This is a genomic window from Xanthomonas sp. 3793, assembly GCF_024806835.1.
In the GTDB taxonomy this organism is placed as follows: domain Bacteria; phylum Pseudomonadota; class Gammaproteobacteria; order Xanthomonadales; family Xanthomonadaceae; genus Xanthomonas; species Xanthomonas arboricola_F.
In genome coordinates this window covers 638,868-653,538 of sequence record NZ_JANTYU010000001.1, presented here as the reverse complement: position 1 = coordinate 653,538, position 14,671 = coordinate 638,868, and the positions used below count along the sequence as shown (strand labels likewise).

7 protein-coding genes and 1 pseudogene are annotated in these 14,671 nt (G+C 65.7%); 7 read left to right on the top strand and 1 reads right to left on the bottom strand.

What is annotated here, in order from left to right; all coding sequences use genetic code 11:
* Positions 1-76 precede the first annotated feature (76 nt).
* From FHY18_RS02660 to FHY18_RS02640, 5 genes and pseudogenes are all read left to right on the top strand, one after another.
* Positions 77-1,663, top strand: coding sequence for an APC family permease (locus FHY18_RS02660; protein WP_259150829.1), 1,587 nt, complete (start codon positions 77-79; stop codon positions 1,661-1,663).
* Positions 1,653-4,001 (top strand): S9 family peptidase, encoded by a 2,349-nt coding sequence (locus FHY18_RS02655; protein ID WP_259150826.1) that lies wholly within the window; start codon positions 1,653-1,655, stop codon positions 3,999-4,001. The genes FHY18_RS02660 and FHY18_RS02655 overlap by 11 nt, the downstream gene beginning before the upstream one ends.
* On the top strand, positions 3,998-5,638 hold the full coding sequence (locus tag FHY18_RS02650) for a DUF5597 domain-containing protein (protein WP_259152464.1): 1,641 nt from the start codon (positions 3,998-4,000) through the stop codon (positions 5,636-5,638). The genes FHY18_RS02655 and FHY18_RS02650 overlap by 4 nt, the downstream gene beginning before the upstream one ends.
* A gap of 116 nt (positions 5,639-5,754) precedes the next feature.
* The gene (locus FHY18_RS02645; RefSeq protein WP_259150823.1) at positions 5,755-6,051 is read left to right on the top strand and encodes a hypothetical protein; all 297 of its coding nucleotides are present in this window, start codon (positions 5,755-5,757) and stop codon (positions 6,049-6,051) included.
* 280 nt (positions 6,052-6,331) lie between these two features.
* A pseudogene (locus FHY18_RS02640) lies at positions 6,332-6,584 on the top strand (hypothetical protein).
* 251 nt (positions 6,585-6,835) lie between these two features.
* Here the strand turns inward: FHY18_RS02640 and FHY18_RS02635 are convergent.
* Positions 6,836-7,933: a DUF5694 domain-containing protein gene (locus FHY18_RS02635; RefSeq protein WP_259150822.1), complete on the bottom strand. Its 1,098-nt coding sequence runs from the start codon at positions 7,931-7,933 to the stop codon at positions 6,836-6,838.
* Between the two features lie 708 nt (positions 7,934-8,641).
* On the opposite strand from FHY18_RS02635, the gene FHY18_RS02630 reads away from it, so the two are divergent.
* Entirely contained in the window at positions 8,642-10,999 is a 2,358-nt protein-coding gene (locus tag FHY18_RS02630) for a Tat pathway signal protein (protein ID WP_259150820.1), read from the top strand.
* A gap of 534 nt (positions 11,000-11,533) precedes the next feature.
* Positions 11,534-14,353, top strand: a complete 2,820-nt coding sequence (locus FHY18_RS02625; RefSeq protein WP_259150819.1) for a TonB-dependent receptor — start codon at positions 11,534-11,536, stop codon at positions 14,351-14,353.
* Positions 14,354-14,671: the final 318 nt, after the last annotated feature.

Below are 14,671 nucleotides of genomic sequence, written 5' to 3'. Positions count from 1 at the left end.
CATTGACCGCCACACGGCACGCACGACCACGCCATCTTCCGCAGCACGCGCACTTTCCATTCGTTCGGGGCCAGCTATGACCACACACGGTGCGACCACGCAAGGCAAGTTCCACAAGCGACTGAGCCTGACCGACCTGACCTTCATCGGCCTGGGTTCCATCTTCGGCTCGGGGTGGTTGTTTTCCGCAAGCCATGTGTCTTCTATCGCCGGCCCGGCCGGCATCCTGTCGTGGATACTTGGCGGCATTGCGGTGTTGTTGCTGGGGCTGGTGTACTGCGAGCTCGGTGCCGCGCTGCCGCGCGCCGGCGGGGTGGTGCGCTATCCGGAGTATTCGCACGGTGGCTTGCTGGGTTCGTTGACCGGCTTCATCACCCTGATCGCGTTTTCCAGCCTGATTGCGATCGAAGTGGAAGCGGCGCGGCAATATGCGGCGGCGTGGTTCCCGTGGCTGAGTCAGCCAGGCAGCAGCCATCCCAGCGTCTGGGGCTGGTTGGCGCAACTGGTCTTGCTGTTGCTCTTCTTCGTGCTGAACTACTTCAGCGTCAAGACGTTTGCGCTGGCCAACAACATCGTCAGCATCTTCAAGTTTCTGGTGCCGATCCTGGTAATCGTGCTGCTGATGAAGCACTTCAATGCAGGCAACCTGAGCGTGCATGGTTTCGCGCCGTCGGGCATGGCCGGGGTGGAAGCGGCGATCTCCGCCGGCGGGATCATCTTTGCCTACCTGGGCCTGACCCCCATCGTGTCGGTGGCCAGCGAGGTGCGCGACCCGCAGCGCAATATTCCCATCGCGCTGATCCTGTCGGTGGCGCTGTCCACGGTGATCTACGTGCTGCTGCAGCTGGCCTTTCTGGGCAGCATCCCGGCGGCGCAACTGGCGCAGGGCTGGAGCGGCATCGACAAGGCGTTTTCGTTGCCTTATCACGATATCGCGCTGGCGTTGGGCATGGCTTGGCTGGCGGCGCTGGTAATCTGCGATGCGATGGTTTCGCCCAGCGGCACCGGCAACATCTACATGAATGCCACGCCGCGCGTGGTGTATGGCTGGGCGCGCAGCGGCGGGTTCCTGCCGGTGCTGACGCGGGTGGATCCGCAATCGGGGATCCCGCGTCCGGCGTTGTGGCTGAGCCTGGGCCTGTCGATCTTCTGGACGCTGCCGTTCCCGTCATGGGAGACGCTGATCGGTGTGGTGTCGGCGGCCCTGGTGCTGAGCTATGCGGTGGCGCCGGTGACGGTGGCTGCGTTACGCCGCAGCGCGCCGGACTTGCCGCGGCCTTTCTTCGTGCGCGGGCTGAGCGTGCTGGGGCCGCTGTCGTTCATGGTGGCCGCGTTGATCGTGTACTGGTCCACCTGGCCGACCTTGTCGTGGCTGCTTGGCCTGCAAGTGCTCGCCTTTGTCCTGTACGTGCTGTATCGGCTGCCAGCGCGCGAGGGCAGGGCGCGCTTGCTGCGGCAGGTGCGCGCGTCGTTGTGGTTGATCGTGTTCTTCGTGCTGGTGATGGCGGTGTCCTGGGCCGGTACGTTCGGCGGGCACGGCTGGATCGCGCATCCGTTCGATACGCTGAGCGTGGCGGTGATTGCGTTCTTCATCTATCACTGGGGCGCACGCAGCGGCCTGCGCAGCGATGAACTGGCGCTGGAAGAAGACGATGGCGAGTGACGCGCGGCGTCCCGCATGGGCAGTGCAGGTCTCGCGCGCCATGGCCGCCTGCATCCTGTTGCTCGCCGCCACTGCGCAGGCGGCGCCCTGGGTGGCCGATTACCAGCGTTCGCTTGGCCTGCGCGCGCACTGGAGCACGCTGACCGAAAACGTCGCCTGGCCGGCGCAATGGCAGGACGATGGCACGTTCTATTACCGCAAGACCGTACCCGGCGGATTTGCCTTCGTCCGCGTAGATGTGGCCACGCTGCACAAGCAACCGGCCTTCGACCAGGCGCGCGTGGCACAGGCGCTGCAGGCCGCCACCGGCACCGCCTATGCGGCGTTGACGTTGCCGTTCGAGCGGTTTGCGTACTCGCAGGAAGGAACGCGCGAAGACGGCGCGATCGTGTTCGCCATCGACGATGCTCCCTGGCGCTGTACGTTGACCACGTATCAATGCGCGCCCGATGCCCGCGACAGGCAGCCGCAGTCGCAGCAGCGACCGCGCGGCTTTGGCGTGGTGCGCGACCCGGAGGTGGCGGCCGACACCACCCCGCGCCGTTCGCCCGACGGGCAATGGGAAGCGCTGGCCGATGGCTGGAACCTGATCGTGCGCCGGGTGGCCGATGGTCAGCTGGTGCAGCGCACCGACGATGGCCGCGCCGAGGATTATTTCGATCCGGACAGCATTGCCTGGTCGCCCGATTCGCAACAGCTGGCGGTGTATCGGGTGCGGCCGGGCACTGCGCGCCGGGTGACGCGTGTGGAGGCCGCGCCTGCCGGACGCCTTCAGCCGGTAGTGCATACCCAGCTTTATCCCAAGCCGGGCGATGCGGTGGATGTGGAACGGCCGGTGCTGCTGGCGGTGGATGGCACGCGGCGCGTGGTGGACAACGCGCTGTTTGCCACGCCGTATTCGTTGTCGCCGCTGCAATGGCGGGCAGATGGGCGCAGCGTGAGCTTTGAGTATGTGCAGCGCGGCTTTCAGCACATGCGCGTGATTGCGGTGGATGCCCGCAGCGGGCGGGCGCATGTGGCCGTGGCCGAAGACGCGCGTACCTTCGTCTATGCGGACCGCAGCTTTCGTCACGAGGTGGACGCGCATGGCAACGAGATCGTGTGGATCTCCGAGCGCGATGGCTGGCGGCATCTGTATCTGTTCGATGGACGCAGCGGCAAGCCCAGGCGCCAACTCACCCGCGGGGCCTGGGTGGTGCGCGATGTGCTGAAGGTCGACGATGCACAGCGCCGCATCTGGTTCACCGCCAGCGGCATGGATGCGGGCAAGGACCCGTACTACCGGCAGCTCTACAGCGTGGATTTCGATGGACGGAACCTTCACCGATTGACCGCCGTCGATGCCGATCACGAGGTGGCCATTGCAGACGATGGGCGGCATTACGTCGATGTCTATTCGCGCCCGGACCTGCCGCCGGTGATGGAGCTGCATGCCATCGATGGCCGGCTGTTGCAGCAGGTGGAGCGCGGCAACATCGAGCGCTTGCTTGCCGCCGGCTGGCGTGCGCCGGAAACCTTCGTTGCCAAGGGCCGCGACGGCAGCACCGACATCTGGGGCATGGTGGTGCGGCCACGCGATTACGACCCGCGCAAAAAGTATCCGGTGATCGAAAACATCTACGCCGGCCCGCACGACTCCTTCGTGCCGAAGACGTTCTGGCCGTTCGGCTATCACTCCGGCGGCGACAAGCAGATCGGCATGCAGGCGCAGGCCGATCTGGGTTTCATCGTGGTGATGATCGACGGCATGGGCACCGCCAACCGTTCCAAGGCCTTTCATGACGTGGCGTGGAAGAACCTGAGCGATTCCGGCTTTCCCGATCGTATTGCCTGGCATCGTGCGCTCGCCGCAAAGGACCGGTCCTACGACATCGGCCGGGTCGGCATCTACGGCGCCTCGGCTGGCGGGCAAAGCACCTTGGGCGCGCTGGAACGTCACCCGGACTTCTACAAGGTGGGCGTGGCGTTTGCCGGGTGCTACGACAACCGCATGGACAAGATCAGCTGGAACGAGCAGTGGATGGGCTGGCCGGTGGACGCCAGCTATGCCGCTGCCTCGGGAGTGGTGAACGCGGCCAGGCTGCAGGGCGACCTGCTGCTGATCGTCGGCGAGCAGGACAGCAACGTGGATCCGGCGTCCACCGCGCAGGTGGTGGACGCCCTGGTCAAGGCCGGCAAGGACTTCGACCTGCTCAATGTGCCGGGCGGCGAACATTCGGTGGGCCGCTCCAGCGGGCCGATCGACTACGTGCAGCGTCGCCAGTACGACTTCTTCGTGCGCCACCTGCTAGGGCAGCCCACGCCGCACTGGAATTCATCCGCCCCGGAGGCTCGCTGATGCTGTTTTCCCGTTTATTCGCCTTGCGCTGGCGTGGCCGCGCGGTTGTCTGCCTGTGTGTGCTGTCGTTGCTGACAGCCGCGATGGCACCGGCAGCGTGCGCAGAAGAAATGCCGCGCTTCGTCAGCCAGAACGGCCGCCACGCGGTCTTCGTCGACGGAGCGCCGTACACGATCCTGGCCGCGCAGCTGCACAACTCCAGCGCGTGGCCGGCGGTATTGCCGCAGGCGCTGGACGAGGTGGTGGCGCTGCATGCCAACACCGTGGAAGCGCCGGTGTACTGGGAGCAGTTCGAGCCGGCGCCAGGCCGCTTCGACACCACCAATGTGGATGCGTTGATCGCCGGCGCACGCAAGCGCGGCCTACGCGTGGCCTTGCTGTGGTTCGGCAGCTGGAAGAACGGCCAGATGCATTACGTGCCGGAGTGGATCAAGCGCGACGACGCCACCTACCCGCGCATGCGCGATGCCAATGGCGAGCCGGTGGATGTGCTGTCGCCGCATGTGGATGCCAACGTGCAGGCCGATGCGCGTGCGTTCACCGCGTTGATGCAGCATCTGCGCAAGGTCGATGGCGAGCGCCACACGGTGATCCTGGTGCAGGTGGAAAACGAGCCTGGCGCCATCGGCACGGTACGCGACCACGGCCAGGCCGGCGAGGCGGCGTTCGCACAACCGGTGCCCGCGGCGATCGCGCAGGCGCTGGGCAAGCCGCAGGGCAGCTGGCAGCAGGTGTTCGGTGCCGAGGCGGCAGAAGCCTTCAACGCGCATGCCACCGCCGCGTATATCGAACAGGTGGCCGCGGCCGGCAAGCGTGCGTATCCGCTGCCGCTCTACGTCAACACCTGGCTGCGCTACAAGGGCAAGCGTTACCCGGGCATGGATTACCCGTCCGGCGGCGCCACGGTGAATGTGTTCGCGCTTTGGCGTGCGGCAACCCCGTCGATCGACTTCATCGGCACCGACATCTACACCAGCGACTACAACGAATACACCAAGGTCATCGGCCAGTACGCGCGGCCGGACAATCCGGCCTGGGTGTCGGAGACCGGCTTCGAGGCGGCGACGGCGCCATACCTGTTTCATGTACTGGGGCAGGGCGGGGTGGGCTTCTCGATCTTCGGCATGGATGGCAACCCGGACAGCGAGGCCAATCGGGCCGCCACCGCCGCGCATGCGGCCAACTTCCAGTTGCTGGCGCCGTTGCAGCGCGTGTTGGCGCAGGCCGCATTCGAAGGCCGCCTGCAAGGCGTGGCCGAGCAGCCTGGCATGCCGCAGCGCACGCTGCGCTTTGGCGATTGGCAGGCCAAGGTGTCGTTCGGGGCGCCGATGTGGGGCGATGCGCCGGCGATCCTGCCGGGCAACGACGACCACGCCGGGCGGCTGCTGGTGGCGCAGCTGGGGCCGGAGGAGTTTCTGGTCACCGGCATGGCCGCGCGCATTGAATTTTTCCGCGAGGCAGCCGATACCCGTCATGGGCAACTGTTGCGGGTGGAGCAGGGGCGGTATGTGGACGGGCGCTGGCAGGCGGAAAAACAGCTCAACGGCGACCAGACCGACTACGGGCTCAACTTCGGCCGCGGGGGTTCCAGCAGTCCCGAACCGGTGGTGTTGCGGGTGCGGGTCGGAACCTATTGACGGATGCAGGCGCTGCGGCGACTCCGTCCGTAGGTTTGCCAGCATGCCCTTGCCCGCAGTGCCTCACTCCATTGAATTTCCCGCGGTCCTTCACTCACTTGCGTAACGGAGCCACCATGAGCATCAGCAGCATCGCCAGTTCCGGAATGCAGGTCGCCGCGCTGCGTCAGCAGGTGGCCGCCAGCAACGTCGCCCGCCAACCGGTGGACGGTAGCCCGCGTCAGTCCGTGACCGCCAGCACGCAGGCCAATGGCGGTGTGGCGGCCAGCCTGGTCGATGACGCGTCCGATCCGTCGGCGCCGGTCACCGATCTGGTCGACGGGCTGTCGGCGCGCAACGATTTCCAGGCCAATGCCACTGTATTGCGGCGCTCGGACCAGATGCTGGGCAGCTTGCTGGACGTGCTGACCTGAGCAGCTGGATGGGACAAACGCCGGTTGTCGATCTGGTGCTTGGGGTACACGGCCGGCGAGCTAGTCCCGCCTGGTGACACCTGGGTAGATGCACGCTCTGCATGTCTGAGTCAGCAGATTGATGGCTGCTGCTGATGCGGGTATCGAGAAGCGACTCAATAGTGCGCTTGTCTTGTCTGCGGACGAACGGACTATGCGGATAGCCTGCAAACGTAGAGCGGCTGATCTGTCACTTGGCTGCAGGGTCCTTGCCCGCCCACCATCGCGGGACACGCCGTGAATCCGTCCATGGAGGCTCTTACGCGGCATCCATGCCGCGTAAGGTCCCGCGACGGTGGGCGGGCAAGGACCTGTCGAGAGGGTCGGTGTGCATGGTTTTCAGTAAAGCAGCCAGCAAACTGTCTGGCGCGGTGTGCTCGCCGCTTGCGGGACCGTTGGCGGCATGGATGCCGCCATCGAGCCTCCACGGACGGATTCACGGCGTGTCCCGCAAGCGGCGAGGGCACCGCGCCCTCGACGCACCGAGCTGTTGATTCAAACATCCGAGCGCGGCCAAACAACGCCACCATTCCAGGTCTCGACTGCGTTGTGGGTTGCGTATCGAGGGCTTGGAAGTGCGGATGGATCAGCGGTAGAGCAGTCGGTCTGGTGCTTGGCTGCCGGGCCCTTGCCCGCCCGCCGTCACGGGACACGCTGCTCCCGCAAACGGCGAAGGCGTCGCATACTCGACCGACCAGGTGCTTGATTCAGGGCGTCACGCTGAAGTCGTTGTACGCACTGCCGGTCACTTCCCGTCGGTGCCCAGCACCTTTTCCGCGTCGACAGTATCCACGCCCTGCAGTTGCCCCAGCAGATTGTCTAACCAGGGCTTGTGCATGGCGCCGACGACTGCCAGCACGCGCGCATCGGGTTGCTCGGCAAAGCTGGCGCGGACATTCGACACCATGCGCAGGTTGCGGATTTCCCAGCCGGATACGTAGCGATAGCCGTAGTGTTGCGGCGAGTTTTCGCTCAATGCGGCGCGAAAATCCACCGCAATCGCCAACTGCTGACTGGCCGGCAGGTTGATTGCGCGATAGAGCTCCAGCAACTTGCCTTCGCTGGCAAGTTGGTCTTCGCGCTCACGCATGGCCTGCGCACGCGGCGCAGCTTTGTCCCACGCGGCCTGGATCGCCTTGCCATAGGCGACAGGGTCACCCAGGTCCACGTTGTCGCCGGTGTGATCGTCCACCGGGTAGACGCGCTGCAGGCCAAGGCGTGCCGCCAGGCGTGCAGCAATCTGCTGACTTTCGTTTGGGCGTTTCTCTGCGCTGCGCAGCTGTGCCACCAGCGCAACATCCAACCCGTCGCCGGCCCGCTGCTCGGCCTGCGCAAGCTGCAACCACTGCACCAACGCAGACGCCGGATCGCCCGAGGCCAGGAACAGCGCGGTGAGTTGTCGGCGTTGCGCCGCTGTGGGCAGGCGCGGCCAGGTCTTGAGCATTGCACGCACCTTGCCGATGGCGGCGGGAGCATCCAGCCCGGTCGCGTGCGCTGCCTCGCTGGTGTCCGGGCAATAGCTTGCAGTGTCCTCGGGCAGATACACCGCAGGATGCCATCGCATCAAATCGCAGGTTTCGCCCGACAGATCCTCCGTCGTGATGATGGTCGGCTTGTAGGCCGCCAACCGGTCCAGCACCGGTTGCAGCCGTGCTGTACTGATGTCGCTACCGGCGGGCAACTGCGACAGGTGCACGCTGCCGAGGACCAGCACCTGGGTGCGTGGCGCGGCCATCTCGGCATCCAGCTGCGACAGGTCCACCTGCGCTTGCGCGATACCGGGTGCGATGAGCGCCAGCAACGCGATGCACAATCGGCGGGAGTGCAGCAACGTGGTCGACATGGATGCTGTAGCAGGACGCGACGCTGCCGCGTCGACGCGGTTCGACTTGCGGGGTGCTCGGGGCTGCATGACGGTCCTTGCGGGTAATCGTATTTGCGCCGCCGCAGGCCCACCCTGCGGCAGTAAAAGTGCAGCGAGTGTGGCCGATACCGCCGCACCGAACCCGGCCGGAAAATCATGCAGCCAAATGGCAGGGATGGCGCGGGCGCATCCTTCGGTCGTGCCTGCCCGGTGCCGGAGCATCCACCGCGGCGCGCTTCAGGCACCGCGTGCAACAGGTCGGTGGCTACGTCAGGCAAGTCTTGATGACTTGCTCCCAGCCACGTGCCGACTGGTAGTGCGTCGTGCAGCGCGCATGTGGGCGAATGGCAACGCAGCGCACGCTGTTTGCAGTGACCGCCAAGGTCCATCCATCGCCGGCAGGCAGGATCGATGCGCCATGCACTGCGGTATGAACTCAGCGACTGTGCGGCATTGAGAGATGCCGGTGAGTCCATCAACGCAGCCGGTCCAGCGGCGTCCATGCACGCCTCAGACCATGTGACTGAGGCCAACGTTGCCCGCATGCCGCAAGGTCGTAGCAGGCACCCCGGTACCCGCCAACGGCTTGGTCGGTATGCAGATTTCCGCACCTGCGTCGGAGCGCTGCCACAAGACGTCGCGGGCACGGGCGCGCAGGATGCGTCAAGACCATTCAAGGGCGCGACGATGGACCGGAGAACCTTTCTGCGGCAGGGCATGGCAGCGACCGCGGCCGTGGGTGCAGGCGCGGCGCTGGCGGGTCATGCGGTGTCGGCCAACGTGGCCGCATCGCCCGCAGCACTGCGACCGCGGCTGGAGGCCTTGCCTTCAGCCGCGCACGTGGGCAGCAAGCTGTGCAGTTTTGAACACCTGCAGAAGCAGTGGAGCGTCTACGAGCATCTCGACGACCCGCAGGGCCAGCTCACGCTGTGGACCGATAGCGGCATGCTGCGCCTGGACAAATACACCGAAGCCGCCTATCCGGCTGCAGCGGCCCCGTACTTCGGCATGCCGCTGGCACAGGTGGCGATGGCCGATGCCGACCTGCTCGCCGATCGCTTGCTGCGCGATGGCGACCCGGACGAGGCGCAGGTGCGCGATGTCGCGCCGCCGCCGGCCTCGCTGCTCGATCCCAAGGACAATGGTGGCCGCTGGCCGTGGACCACCTTCGTCGGCACGCGCGAAAGCCTGGACACGATGCCGATCCTGCCCAACGGCCGTAGCCGTACTTCGCGGCCGGAACATGCCTTCACCGAACTTGGCGAAGAGGCGCTGATCAAACGGCGCGAAGAAGGCATGTTGGGCGGCTGGATGCCGGCGGTGCGCAAGGTGATGCGTCGCGAAGGCGAGGCCGATGCCTGGTACGACGTGCTGGTGTTTGCCGATGTGCGTGCCAGCGACCGCTTCGTGGTGCAGACCTGGCACCGCACCATGCAGGTCCGCAGCGGGCAGATCGTGGCGGTGCACTACACGAACAGCTATCCCGCATTCGGCGGCGTGCGCACCGCGGCCACTGCCGAGCACTTCTACGCAGCGTTGATCGATTTCGCCGCGTATTGGCAGCAGACCATGGAGGGCACGGTGCAGGCGCAACTCCCCGATGCCAGCTGGAACGCCATGGCGCAGTTCGCCTTCGCGCGCGAACTGGTGGTGCGCCCGGGTGGCGACTACCCGAAGTACGGTGCGGTGGAGCGCGACTATTACGGCAACGAGTACGACGGCTTCCAGGACACCTTTACCAGCTCGCTCTACGCCAATCTGGAGTGGGGCCGTTTTGCCCAGGCCGCTGCGGTGCTGGACAACTATTTCGATGCGTTCGTGCAGGACGACGGCATGCCGAACATGCGGGGGCCGGAGGTGGGGCAATTCGGCCTGACCTTGTCGCTGCTGGCGCGCTACCTGCGCTACACCGGCGATGCGGCGCGCTTGCGTCGATTGCTGCCCAAGATCGCGGCCACTGCGCAGGTATTGTGCACGTTGCACGACCAGGCCTTGGCGTTGCCGCGCAACGCGCATGGTCACGGCTTGTTGCATGGCTGGAACGAATCCGATGCCTGCCTGTTCCCCGATCCGTCGCTATGGTGGAAGCCGTACTACGCCAACAGCGCGCTGACCATTCGCGGGTGGGAGGACATCGCGCAGGTCTGGGGCACGCTGGGTGGCGATGCGGCGGTGGCAACGCAATGGCAGCGCCGCGCAAAGCAACTGCGCACACGGCTGCACGCCAGCCTGCGCGCCAACGTGCGCCGCGATCTGTCGCCACCGTATGTCGGCCCGCTGCCGGGCACCCGACTGACGTTTCGCCAATCGTTGCTGCAGGAAAAACCCAGTGAGCAGCAGTGGCCGCATCGCGCCTATGCCGAGTTGCTGCAGGCCGATGTGCTGCCCGACGATCTGGCTCACCTGGTGATCGACTGCCTGCGTGGCCATGGCGGCACCAGCATCGGCGTGGTGGCCAACATCGCGCCACCGGAGCCGGGTAGCCGCGATCTGCTGGGCTTCATTTCCTACGGGTATGCGCAGCAGCTGTTGCGCCTGGATCGCATCGAAGAGTATCTGCTGTTCGTCTACGCGCACCGGTACCAGGTGCATACGCGTGGCAGTTGGACGGCAGGCGAGGTCAGCGGTATCACCGGTGGCATGCCGCTGTTCTGCATGCCGGCGCAGATGACCATCCCGCTGCTGTTGCGCTGGATGCTGGTCAGCGACGATAGCGCGGGCGAGCAATTGTTTCTGGCGCGCGCCGTGCCGCGTGCATGGCTGGCTAGCGGCGAAGCGGTCGGCATGACGGCGGCACCGACACGCTGGGGCGCCGTCACGCTGCGCTTGCGCACCGATACCGCCGCACGCCGCATCGATGCCCAGGTACAACTGCCCGAGCGCGCTCCGGAGCGCACCTGGCTGACGCTGCGCGCGCCAGCCGGTACGCGGCTGCAACGCGTGCTGGTCGATGGCCAACCAGCCCGTCTGCAAGGCCCGCATGCGGATCGGGTTGGGTTGTCGCACAGCGCTGCAGAGGTGCAGGTGCAGGCCTGGTACGGGTGATGCACGGCGTTGCCGTGCCGACATCCAGGCGCGGCGCTTGCTGAGTGCGGCGCTCGGCATCGAATGCCGGATCCTGCGCGGTCGGTAACAAGGTTACTTTTCATGGTGTCTGCAGGGGGCATGCCATAACGCTCGCCCTGTAGCGATCGATACCGCCACTGCGCTGCCATCAGGCGCGCATGGTCGATCCGGCAGTTGTCGGTTATAAGCGACAACCGCTTGCCCTGCGTCGCCGCGCTTTATGTCGACAGTGTGGCAAAAGCACGTGAATTTCCGCACGCGTGCCGGATAAATTCGTCAAGACGCTGGCGCGTCGTTGCTGCAAGATTTTTTTGCGTGGCTTGCGCTGCATTGGTTACGTGCTCTCAGGGGGAGAGCAGCAGCATCGTCGTCCTGCCTTGCCGGTTGCCGCGTCGCGCGGCAATTCACTGATGTCGTCCGTGTCGTGATTCGTCTCTGGTCCTGCGCTGCTGCAGTGCGGCGTGACCGTGCGCGCAGGTTTGCTGTTTTCCCCTAAAAGCACAAGGAATTCCGATGTCGCCACGCCGCTCCGCCCTGTTGTCGCAGTGCCGTGTCTCCAGGCGTCGTCCGTTGATCGATGCGATCGTGCTGGTCTTGTCCATCGCTACCGCGCCGGCGTTCGCGCAGCAAGGCGGCCAGACCGACGACGATGCCACCCAGACGCTGGACCGCGTCAATGTCACCGGCACCCACCTGCGTCGCGTGGATGCGGAAACCGCCAGCCCGGTCATCGTGATCGACCGCCAGCGCATCGAAGACAGCGGGCAAAACACGCTCGGCCAGTTGCTGCAGCAGCTCCCGGCGATGTCCGGCTTTATGCCAGGCCCGGCGCTCAACTCCGGCTTCAGCCATGGCCGCGCGCTGGTGTCGCTGCGCAACCTGGGACCCGAGCGCACCCTGGTGCTGGTCAACGGCCATCGCATGGCCGGGCCGGCCAGCAGCGTGGCGTCCGCACCGGGCGTGGATGTCAACGCGATCCCGGTGGCGATGGTGGAGCGGGTGGAGGTGCTCACCGACGGTGCCTCGTCGGTGTATGGCTCCGATGCGATCGGCGGGGTGGTCAACATCATCCTCAAGGACAAGTACGACGGCTTTGCGGCGACGGCCGATTACGCGCAGAGCACGCACGGCGATGCCAACAGCCGCACGCTGGGCGTGGAGTGGGGCAAGACCTGGGACCGCGGCGGGCTGATCGTGGGGCTCTCGCAAAACTCGATGAACCCGGTGTTCAACGGCGACCGCCGCTACGCCGCCAGGTTGGTGGAGTTCTTCAACGGGCAGGTCAGCGAGGTCCGCGGCGGCAATACCCGTGCATTCCTCAACGATGGGCGTCGCGTGACGCCGGCCGACGGGGTGCCGCCCGGTCCGGTCGACCAAACCGCGTTCCGCCCGTACGATCCGGCGACCGACAGCTACAACGCCTACGACGGGCAGTATCTGATCACGCCGATCAAGCGCACCAACGCGTCCTTGCATGGCAGCTTCGACATCACCCCGGACATCCAGGCATACACCGACGTGTTCTGGACGCGCAGCGAGACCACCTCGCAGCTGCCTGCGTTCGGCATGGAGATGGAGGGGGCGGTCGACAATTACTACAACCCGTTCGGCGATCAGCTGGACCGCTACGTGCTGCGCTCCACCCAGGCCAACACGCGCGTCTATACCGCCACGATGTTCCAGACCAACATCGTGGCCGGCCTGCGTGGGCGCGTGCAAGGCACCAGTTGGCAGTGGGATGCGGCGGCGGGGTATGCACGCTACAAGGACACGCTGGTGCGGACCGGTTTCTCCATCACCTCGGCATTGAACAACGCCACCGGTGCCTCGTTCCTGGACAGCGATGGTGTGGTCAAGTGCGGCACGCCCGGCGCAGTGATCGCCGGCTGCACGCCGATCAACATCTTCAACCCCAACGACCCGGCCACCATCGCCGCGCTGCGCGGCACCCAGCGGCCGGTGGACCTGATCGACGAGAGCCAGATGCGGTTTGTCGACATCAGCGCCAACGGCGATCTGTTCAAGCTTCCTGCCGGCGCGGTGCAGGCAGCGGTGGGTCTGGTCTATCGCAGCAACAAGTTCGCGCAGGGCACCAGCAGCGAGGTGGCCGCCGCCGATGCCGATGGCAACTGCGATTACAACGATGGCTGCATCCTCAAGCAAGGACGCGACGAATCGGTGCGCGAGGCCTACGCCGAATTGTTGGTGCCGTTGCTCAAGGACGTGCCGTTTGCCAGCAGCTTGAATCTCAATCTGGGCTCGCGTTATTCCAAATACGATGCCTGGGGCAACACGACCAATAGCAAGGTGGCGATCGAGTGGCGGCCGATCGCCAATCTGCTGGTGCGCGCCACCGGCTCGCAGGTCTTCCGCGCCCCCGCGCTGGGCGATCTGTACGGCTCGCCCTATAACGCGGTGATCGACACCACCGGCGATTTCGAGGACCCCTGCAACGGCTATGCCGGCGCTGCACCCAATCCGGCCTGCGCCAACGTGCCCAACGATGGCAGCTTCAGCAACACTGCGCAGTTCAACGTGGTGACTTCCGGCGCCAACAACGTCGGCTTCCAGCTCAAGCCCGAGCGTGGCCGCTCCTACAACGTCGGGGCGGTGTACGACCCGGACCAGGTGCGCGGCCTGTCGCTCAACGTGGACAGCTGGCGCGTGGTGCTGGAGGACATGCTGACCGGCGTGAGCCTGCAGCAAGTGGTCAGCGATTGTTTCGAAGGGCGAGAAGCGGCGTTTTGTCCGCTGATCCAGCGCGATGCGACCGGGCAGCTGACGCGCGTGTCGGTGCCCTTTGCCTATAACACCGGCAAGGTCGATATTCGCGGCTACGATGCCGGCATCCACTACACGCTGCCCGGCACGGCGTGGGGCAGTTTCGCTGCCGGTCTGGATGCGACGTTCTTTTCCGATTATCGCTTCGCTGGCGATACGCACAATTACGTCGGCGAAAATTCCAGCTGGGGCAACATGCCGCGCTGGCGCGCGGTGGCCAATCTTGCCTGGGACAAGGGGCCGTGGCATGCGAGCTGGAGCACCCGTTACCTGGGCCACACCGTCAACGGGAGCCAGTACGAAGACTTCTGCCTGGATACCAATGCCGACGGCAGCTGCCGCTATTTCCCGATCGGCTCGGTGGTCTATCACGATGCGTCGCTGAGCCGAAAGCTGGAAACCCTGCACAGCACGCTGGCGATGGGCGTGGACAACCTGGGCAATCGCGCGCCGCCGCGGTTCTACAGCTACTCCAACGCCGCCAATACCGATGCCACGACCTACGACACCCTGGGACGCTCGTTCTGGGCGCGGCTGCGGGTGGAATTTTGAGCCGGATGGGAGCTGCATCCCGAGCGTGCTGGAAGGCGAGCAGTGCTGCTTTGGTGCGCAAGGCCGAGCGCAGGCAGTGGCCCTGCGGCCAGCGCTTGTGGCTGCCACGCCCGACATCCGGCCAGCGTGGGAGTACGCGCGACTTTAGCCGGGGCCGTCGTCGCCAGATCGGGCCTGAGGTTGCGTGCCCAGGACCCTGCGCAAGCAGGGTCGGGCAGGTGGTCATCGCCTGGGCGTGGTGGTTAGCGCAGCGTTCCCAACGACAGGCCAATCAGTTGCCAAGCGCCTTCTACGAAGCCATTGCATGCGCACGTTGCG

Bases quoted from the DNA above. Each gene is read 5' to 3' on its own strand.
- FHY18_RS02635 (WP_259150822.1), bottom strand. From the start codon at position 7,933: ATGTCGACCACGTTGCTGCACTCCCGCCGATTGTGCATCGCGTTGCTG.
- FHY18_RS02645 (WP_259150823.1), top strand. From the start codon at position 5,755: ATGAGCATCAGCAGCATCGCCAGTTCCGGAATGCAGGTCGCCGCGCTG.
- FHY18_RS02660 (WP_259150829.1), top strand. From the start codon at position 77: ATGACCACACACGGTGCGACCACGCAAGGCAAGTTCCACAAGCGACTG.
- FHY18_RS02655 (WP_259150826.1), top strand. From the start codon at position 1,653: ATGGCGAGTGACGCGCGGCGTCCCGCATGGGCAGTGCAGGTCTCGCGC.
- FHY18_RS02625 (WP_259150819.1), top strand. From the start codon at position 11,534: ATGTCGCCACGCCGCTCCGCCCTGTTGTCGCAGTGCCGTGTCTCCAGG.
- FHY18_RS02630 (WP_259150820.1), top strand. From the start codon at position 8,642: ATGGACCGGAGAACCTTTCTGCGGCAGGGCATGGCAGCGACCGCGGCC.